Here is a 7868-nt window from a genome sequence, read left to right on the forward strand (position 1 = left end):
ATGACACGGTGCGGCGCACGCCGGTGCGCCATGGACGCGGGAGCGAAGAATGCCCAGGAGCGAGAAGGCCAAGGAGCTCGAGGCCAAGCAGAAGGCCCAGGTGGCGGCGGAGAAGGAGCGGAAGAAGAACTCCACCGACCCCCGCGACTGGAGCCAGTGGCGCCAGCTGCGCGAGAGCTACAAGCTGACCGCCGAGCAGGATCCGAAGCTCCCCATGATCATGGGCGGTTCGATCCTCGCGGGCGTCGTGCTGGGCGTCCTGATCGGCCTCTTCCTCAAGCCGATGTGGCCCTGGGTCATCATGGGCCTCTTCCTGGGCGCGGCGCTGGCGATGTGGCTGTTCACCCGCCGGGTCAAGACCGCCATGTTCAAGCGCTTTGAGGGCCAGGCCGGTTCGGCCGAGGTCGCGCTGGGCATGCTCGGCAAGGAGTGGAACTCCTCTCCCGCCATCAACGCCACCCGCCAGATGGACGTCATCCACCGCGCGATCGGCCCCGGCGGGCTGATCCTGGTCACCGAGGGCAACTCCAGCCAACTGAAGCAGCTGCTCGCCACCGAGGTGCGGCGCCATGAGCAGACCGCCTACGGCGTCACCGTCCAGACCATCAGCATGGGTGAGGGCGAGGGCCAGGTGCCGCTTGCCAAGCTGGCCGACCACATCAAGAAGCTGCCGAAGCAGCTGAGCGCCGCCCAGGTTGAGGACGTCACCCGTCGCGTGCGCGCGATGGACGCCGTCCGCTCCCGGATGCCCATCCCCAAGGGTCCGATCAACACGCGTGGCTCGCGCCAGGCGATGCGCGGCCGCTGAGCCCGCGACCACTTGATGGCACACAACCTCCTCAACGCCGAACAGGTCTCCAAGGGCTACGGAACCCGGACACTGCTGGACCGGGTCTCCCTGGGTCTCGGCAAGGGCGACGTCATCGGCGTCGTCGGCCGCAATGGTGACGGCAAGTCGACGCTGCTCGGGATCCTGTCCGGCACCGTCGAACCCGACTCCGGACGGGTCACCCGCACCGGAAGCGTCTCCATCGGGGTGCTCACCCAGGCCGAACGCATCCGTCCCGGTGAGACCGTCCGCGACCTCATCGTCGGCGGCGAACCCGACCACGTCTGGGCCCGCGACGCCTATCGCCGCGCCGTCGTCGAGCACCTGCTGGCCGGCATCGACCTTGACGCGGAACTGTCCAGCCTGTCCGGTGGTGAACGCCGCCGCGCTGGCCTGGTGAGCCTGATGCTGGGCCACCATGACCTGCTGATCCTCGACGAGCCCACCAATCACCTGGACGTCGAGGCCGTCGCCTGGCTCGCCGACCACCTCAACACCCTGCAGCAGCGCGACGTCGCGATGCTGGTCGTCTCCCACGACCGCTGGTTCCTCGACGCGGTCTGCAACCGGGTCTGGGAAGTGCACGACGGTGTCGTCGACCCCTACGACGGCGGCTACGCGGCCTATGTCCTGGCCCGCGCCGAGCGCTCCCGGCAAGCGGTGGCCAATGAGGCGCGCCGGCAGAACCTCGTCCGCAAGGAGCTGGCCTGGCTGCGTCGTGGCGCGCCCGCGCGCACGTCCAAACCCCGCTTCCGGATCGAGGCCGCCAACGAGCTGATCGCCGATGTCCCACCGCCGCGCGACCGGCTCCAGTTGGAGCAATTCTCCGTCAGCCGGCTCGGCAAGGATGTCTTCGACCTGGAGAATGTGCAGCTGGACCTGCCCGACGGTCGCCACCTGGTCAACCACCTCACCTGGTCCATCGGGCCCGGTGACCGGATCGGGCTGGTTGGCGTCAACGGAGCCGGCAAGTCGACGCTGCTGCGCCTGCTGGCCCACGAGCAGCCCCCCACCTCCGGCCGCGTCAAGCAGGGCAAGACGCTGCGGATCGCGCATCTGTCGCAGCACGTCGGCGAGATCGACGGACGCGACACGGTGCTGGAGTCGGTGAACCGCCTGCGCCGGGAGACGACGCTGGCGACCGGCCAGGAGGCCACCGCGTCCACCCTGCTCACCGACTTCGGGTTCACCGGCGAGAAGCTCGTCACGCGCATCCAGGACCTGTCCGGGGGTGAGCGGCGGCGGCTGCAGTTCCTGCGGTTGCTGATCCAGGAGCCGAATGTCCTGTTGCTCGACGAGCCCACCAACGACCTCGACATCGACACCTTGACCGTGCTCGAGGACTACCTCGACACCTGGCCGGGGACGATGATCATCGTCAGCCACGACCGCTACTTCTTGGAGCGCGTCACCGACGTCACCTATGCGCTGATGGGTGACGGACGCTGCGTGCTGCTCCCCCGCGGCATCGACCAGTACCTGGAGGCGCGCCGGGAGGCCCAACAGCCGCCGATCCGTTCGGCCGAGGCTGCGACGGTGGCAGCTGCCCCCGCCTCGGGGGTGAGCGCGGCGGATGTCCGGGCCGCGAAGAAGAACCTGGCCAGGCTGGACGGCCAGATGACCAAGCTCGACCAGAAGCTCGCCCGGGTCCACGCGGAAATGGCGGCCAAGGCCACCGACTACGCCGAACTGGCGCGGCTGGGCGAGCAGGAGCAGGCCCTGCAGGCGGAGAAGGACGAACTGGAACTGGCCTGGCTCGAGGCCGCCGAGGTCGCCGAGGGCTGAGCCCCCGGATGGAGAGCTCAGCGGCGGTTGACCACCACCGTGCCCAGGGCCAGGTCGTCCAGCGCTCGCCGGTCGCCACCGATCACGCCAGCCGGGACGATGATGCACTTCATGAAGGCCCGGGCAGCACTGCGCACCCAGCCGATCGGCTCACCGTCCAGCCGGACGACGGCGATGCGGGCGAGCAGTTGGCCGAAGGAGCCCGAGGCCAGCGCGGTGAGGGCCGTCTTCTCGAGGAAGTAGATCGCCATCGGAGCGAAGCGGCGCCAGTCATGGCCGCGCAGTACACCGTCCCCGAACAGGAGCCGCGACAAGAGCATGCAGGCCGCCCAGTCGACGATGAGGGCGGCGAATCGCGCCCGCCAGGAGGCCAGGGACCCTCGACCGCTCTCGGGGAGTCCGATCCGGGCGCCCGGGTACTCGTCAACGGCGGTCTGGCTCATGCGCCCGATCGTACCGGCGAGGCCGGCCCCCGCCGCACAGACCGGTGAACGGCCTGTAACACTGCTGTTACACGCCCGGAACGCGCGGGCAATCCGCGCGTCCTAGCTTTGTCGCACCGACCCGTTCATGGAGGAAAAACACATGTTCCAAGGCGCAGACGACCTGCTGGCCTTCGTCAAGGATGAGGGCATCGAGAACATCGACGTCCGCTTCTGCGACCTGCCCGGCGTCATGCAGCACTTCACCGTCCCGGCCGCGGCCTTCGGGCCCGAGGTCTTCGAGGACGGCCTGGCCTTCGACGGTTCGTCGATCACAGGATTCCAGAAGATCCACGAGTCGGACATGGCGCTGTTGCCCGACCCGACCACCGCCTTCGTCGACCCCTTCCGGGTTTCCAAGACGCTTGTCGTCAACTTCTTCGTGCACGACCCGATCACGAAGGAGCCATACAGCCGCGACCCGCGCAACATCGCCAAGAAGGCCGAGGCCTACCTGGCCAGCACCGGCATCGGTGACACCGCCTTCTTCGCCCCCGAGGCGGAGTTCTACGTCTTCGACGACGTGCGGTTCGACACCAAGGCCAACGGCTCCTTCTACGAGATCGACTCCGAGGCCGGCGCCTGGAACACCGGACGCGTCGAGGAGGGCGGCAACCGCGGCTACAAGGTCAAGTACAAGGGCGGATACTTCCCCGTCTCCCCCGTTGACCACTTCGGCGAACTGCGCGACGAGATCGTGGCCCACATGGAACGCCTTGGCATGCAGACCGAACGCGCCCACCACGAGGTCGGCACCGCTGGCCAGGCCGAGATCAACTGGCGCTTCGACACCATGCTCGCCAGCGCCGACAAGGTGATGCTGTTCAAGTACCTCGTGAAGAACACCGCCTGGGTCAACGGCAAGACCGCCACCTTCATGCCGAAGCCGATCTTCGGCGACAACGGCTCGGGCATGCACGTGCACAGCTCCCTGTGGAGCAATGGCACCCCGCTGTTCTACGACGACAACGGCTACGGCCAGCTGTCGGATGTGGCCCGCTGGTACATCGGCGGCATCCTGAAGCACGCCCCGGCGCTGCTGGCCTTCACCAACCCCTCGGTGAACTCCTACCACCGGTTGGTGCCAGGCTTCGAGGCCCCGGTCAACCTGGTCTACTCGGCTCGCAACCGTTCGGCCTGCATGCGCATCCCGCTGACGGGTTCCAACCCGAAGGCCAAGCGCGTCGAGTTCCGCTGCCCCGACCCCTCGTCCAACCCCTATCTGGCCTTCGCCGCGATGCTTCTTGCCGGCATCGACGGCATCCAGAACCGGATCGAGCCGCCGGAGCCGATCGACAAGGACCTGTACGAGCTGCCTCCCGAGGAGCACGCTCAGGTCGCGCAGGTGCCCGCCTCGCTGGACGCCGCCCTCGAGGCGCTCGAGGCCGACCAGGACTTCCTGCTCCAGGGCGACGTCTTCACCCCCGACCTGATCGAGACCTGGATCGAGCTGAAGCGCGCGGAGATCGACGCGATCCGTCAGCGACCGCACCCCTACGAGTTCGACCTGTACTTCGCGATCTGATCGCGGTACCCGCACCGAACCTCCACCGACGAGCCGTCGCCCCTTCGCGGGGGCGGCGGCTCGTCGCCTTTGGCAGACTGTCCAAATGAGCGCCCCGCCCCCGACCACTCTGCTGCCGGACGAGGGCCCCGAGCACCCAACGAGCTCCGCGCCCCGGACCGGCCTGTTCGCCAGCGCGCCCGTCCTGCGCTACGAACTGGGTACCGACAGCGCACGGCTGGCGGACGACGTGACCGGCGAGGCCTGGCAGGTGGCGATCTTCCCCGAGGGCGAGGGCGCGACAAGTGTCTGGCTGGAGGCCGGCGGCGTCCGGCTGGTCGACCAGCACGGTCACGACGGCAGCGCACCTGTGACCTGTCTGGTGCGTGACCAGTGGAACCTACTCACCGTTGACCTGTCGGCCGTGCCCTCCCACGGGTCCATCGATCTGGTGGTGCTGGACGGGGCCCGGGGTCGTGGTTGGGTGCAGGTGCTGGGCCCGACGCACCTGTCGCGCTTCGAGCAGGACGTGGTCGAGTACGTCCGCACCGCGCGGGGCTCGCACTCGCGGCACGCGCAGAGCCGCGGCAACACCTATCCCCTGGCCTGTGTTCCGCACGGTTTCACCTTCGTCTCGCCGGTCAGCGACGCCCGCGCCGACGACTGGATCTTCACCTGGCATCCCGATGGTGGCCCTCGGCTGGAGGCGCTGAGTTTCTGCCACGCACCCTCGCCGTGGATCCGGGATCGGGCAGCGATCCAGCTGATGGGCTGGCAGGGGACGCCGTCCCTCGACCCAGCCGAACGAGCCATCGGCTACGACCCGCGCGACATGGTCGACCGCCCGCACCTGTTCCGGCTGCGACTGGCCGATGGTTCCACCGCCGAGGTCACGCCCACCGACCACGGCGCCGTCTTCCGTTTCACCTGGAACGAGGCACCCAACCGCGACAGCCCTCGCGGCGCCCTTGTTGATCTTGCTCGCGCCGGTGAGGCCTGGTTCGAGCAACTCCCTGATGGACGAGTGGTGATCAGCGGCATGGCCCGCCCGACCCAGGTCTGGGGACGACGGCTACTGGACCCCACCTGCTACTTCTGGGGTGTCACTCGCCAGCCCTGCCGGATCAGGCCGGGACGTCGCTCGACGCGCTGGCCCTGGCCCGGACGCGGCACCAAAGGCGGCATCCTCGAGCTGGTCACGGGCGAGGTGCTCGAGGTGGCGATGGCCACGAGTTTCATCTCCGTGGACCAGGCCCGGCACAACCTCGACCTGGAGATCGGCCCGGATGACTACGAGACCGTCGCGACGCGCGCCCACGACCAGTGGGAAGAACTGCTGGGACGGTTCACGCTGACCGGTGCCAACCATGATCAACTGATCTCGGCCTACTCGAACCTGGCCCGTCTGCACTGCTGGCCCAACTCGATGCACGAGAATCTGGGCAGCGCAGACCAACCCCGGTGGGCGCACGCGTCCCCATTCATTGCCGCCGGCCACGGCCACGCCCGACGACGAACCAGCTCCCCCGTGGTCGACGGCCAGATCATGATCAACAACGGTTACTGGGACACCTACCGGGGATGTTGGCCCGCCTACAACCTGTTCACCCCCGACCTGGCGCCGCAGCTCACCGAGGGACTGCTGGCTGCCTGGCGCGAGTCCGGCTGGATGGGCCGGTGGAGCGCGCCAGGCCATGTCGACTGCATGGTGGGCACCTCGTCCGACGTGATCTTCGCCGACGCCGCCCGCCACGGCGTCGCCTTCGACGAGCTGGCCGGCTACGACTCGGCCCTCCGCAATGCCTGCTGCCCCTCCCCCGACCCGATGGTGGGACGCAAGGGGATCGGATCGGGGCGTTTCCGGGGCCACGTCACCACGTCCACCCCGGAAGGCTTCAGCTGGAGCATCGAGAACGCCATCTGCGATGCCGCGATCGCCGGCTGGTCCGCCCGCCTAGCGGATCGAGCCGACGATCTGGGCGTACCAGGACGTGCGGACGAGTTTCGCGCCCATGCTGCCTGGTTCAGCAACCGCGCGCTGGCGGCACGGGAGCTCTTCGACCCTGCGGTGGGCTTCTTCCAGGGGCGCCGACCGGACGGACGTCCGACCAGGGAGCCCGGCGACTTCGACCCGACCCGGTGGGGCGGGGACTTCACCGAGACCAATGCCTGGGGGATGAGCGTCAGCACCGTGCACGACGGCGAGGGCCTCGCAGCCCTGTACGGCGGCCCGTCCGGGCTCGGCGACCACCTCGACCGACTCTTCGCCACTCCCGAGCTCGGCGCCAACCCTGGCGGTTACCCCGCCTCCATGCACGAGATCGTCGAGGCCCGGGCACTGCGGATGGGCCAGTGGGCGCTGTCGAACCAGCCCGCCCACCACATCCCCTTCATGTATGCCTTCACCGATCGCCCGTGGCGCTGCCAGGAGATCATCCGGGCGGCGCTCGACCGGGCCTTCGTCGGCTCCGAGATCGGGCAGGGCTACCCCGGCGACGAGGACAACGGCGAGATGAGCTCATGGTGGCTGTTGGCGGCGCTCGGGCTGTACCCGCTGTTCCCCTCCAGCGGCGAGTACGTGCTCACCACTCCCTTGTTCGGGATGCGTGTCGAGCGTCCCGAAGGTGCCTTGGAGGTCCGCACGCACGGCGAGGGGCGCTTCATCCAGCGGGTGCAGTTGGACGGGCAGGAATGGACGGCGATCGCGGTGCCGGTCGAAAGACTGCGCGGATCCGTGACCATCGACGTCTGGCGTGGCGACGAGCCCTCGACCTTCGGGCTGGGAAGTAGCCCTTACAGCCTGCCAGCCACGAGCCACTGGCGAGCTGACCTGTCCGGGAGCGCCACCATCACCCTGCGGGGCCGCCCGGCCACAGCACTGGCCAATGACCACGGCGACGTGGCGGTGGACCTGGGGGACGACGACGAGTTGATGCTGCGCTGGCCCGAGGCCGTCGAGCTGCTGGCACTCACCCTCACGTTCGTGTCACCGGGGACGAGGCAACCGGTCGTTCGTGTCGGCGCCGGCCAAGATGGCGAGGGGCGCGAATGGCAGCTGGGCCGGCGACAGGCGCAGTGGCCGAACCAGACGCTGTGCTGGCTGCTGGCCGATGGGGAGCCGATCACCGCCTCCGAGCTGAGTATTCGCCCCGGCAGCGGCCTGCTGGCGCAGGTGGAGTGCTGGTAGCGGCACCGCCAGACAGGGCCCAGGACTGAAATGAACCCAGACGAAACGAGCCCAGACGAAACGAGCCCAGACGAAACGAGC

Annotated in this window: 5 protein-coding genes; 4 read left to right on the plus strand and 1 reads right to left on the minus strand. The window is 68.7% G+C overall.

Going from position 1 to position 7868, the window contains the following annotated elements; translation table 11 throughout:
* Nucleotides 1-49: 49 nt before the first annotated feature.
* Nucleotides 50-808, plus strand: coding sequence for a DUF4191 domain-containing protein (locus ABD089_RS07885; RefSeq protein ID WP_343885745.1), 759 nt, complete (start codon nucleotides 50-52; stop codon nucleotides 806-808).
* 15 nt (nucleotides 809-823) lie between these two features.
* Complete coding sequence (locus ABD089_RS07890) at nucleotides 824-2614, plus strand: ABC-F family ATP-binding cassette domain-containing protein (RefSeq protein WP_425560028.1); 1791 nt, start codon at nucleotides 824-826, stop codon at nucleotides 2612-2614.
* Between the two features lie 17 nt (nucleotides 2615-2631).
* On the opposite strand, the gene ABD089_RS07895 is transcribed toward ABD089_RS07890, so the two are convergent.
* Nucleotides 2632-3057 carry an RDD family protein gene (locus ABD089_RS07895; RefSeq protein WP_343885747.1) on the minus strand — a complete coding sequence of 142 codons (426 nt, stop codon included), beginning with the start codon at nucleotides 3055-3057 and terminating at the stop codon, nucleotides 2632-2634.
* Nucleotides 3058-3199: 142 nt separating this feature from the next.
* Between ABD089_RS07895 and glnA the strand changes: the two genes are divergently transcribed.
* Nucleotides 3200-4621 carry a type I glutamate--ammonia ligase gene (glnA, locus tag ABD089_RS07900; protein WP_343885749.1) on the plus strand — a complete coding sequence of 474 codons (1422 nt, stop codon included), beginning with the start codon at nucleotides 3200-3202 and terminating at the stop codon, nucleotides 4619-4621.
* 85 nt (nucleotides 4622-4706) lie between these two features.
* Nucleotides 4707-7787, plus strand: a complete 3081-nt coding sequence (locus tag ABD089_RS07905) for a GH92 family glycosyl hydrolase (protein ID WP_343885750.1) — start codon at nucleotides 4707-4709, stop codon at nucleotides 7785-7787.
* The last annotated feature ends 81 nt before the right edge of the window (nucleotides 7788-7868 follow it).

Source organism: Luteococcus sanguinis (assembly GCF_039527675.1).
Taxonomy (GTDB): Bacteria; Actinomycetota; Actinomycetes; order Propionibacteriales; family Propionibacteriaceae; genus Luteococcus; species Luteococcus sanguinis.

What these genes read in the sequence shown, in the direction of transcription:
- ABD089_RS07905 (WP_343885750.1), top strand. Translation starts at nt 4,707, where the DNA reads ATGAGCGCCCCGCCCCCGACCACTCTGCTGCCGGACGAGGGCCCCGAG.
- ABD089_RS07890 (WP_425560028.1), top strand. Translation starts at nt 824, where the DNA reads ATGGCACACAACCTCCTCAACGCCGAACAGGTCTCCAAGGGCTACGGA.
- glnA (WP_343885749.1), top strand. Translation starts at nt 3,200, where the DNA reads ATGTTCCAAGGCGCAGACGACCTGCTGGCCTTCGTCAAGGATGAGGGC.
- ABD089_RS07895 (WP_343885747.1), bottom strand. Translation starts at nt 3,057, where the DNA reads ATGAGCCAGACCGCCGTTGACGAGTACCCGGGCGCCCGGATCGGACTC.
- ABD089_RS07885 (WP_343885745.1), top strand. Translation starts at nt 50, where the DNA reads ATGCCCAGGAGCGAGAAGGCCAAGGAGCTCGAGGCCAAGCAGAAGGCC.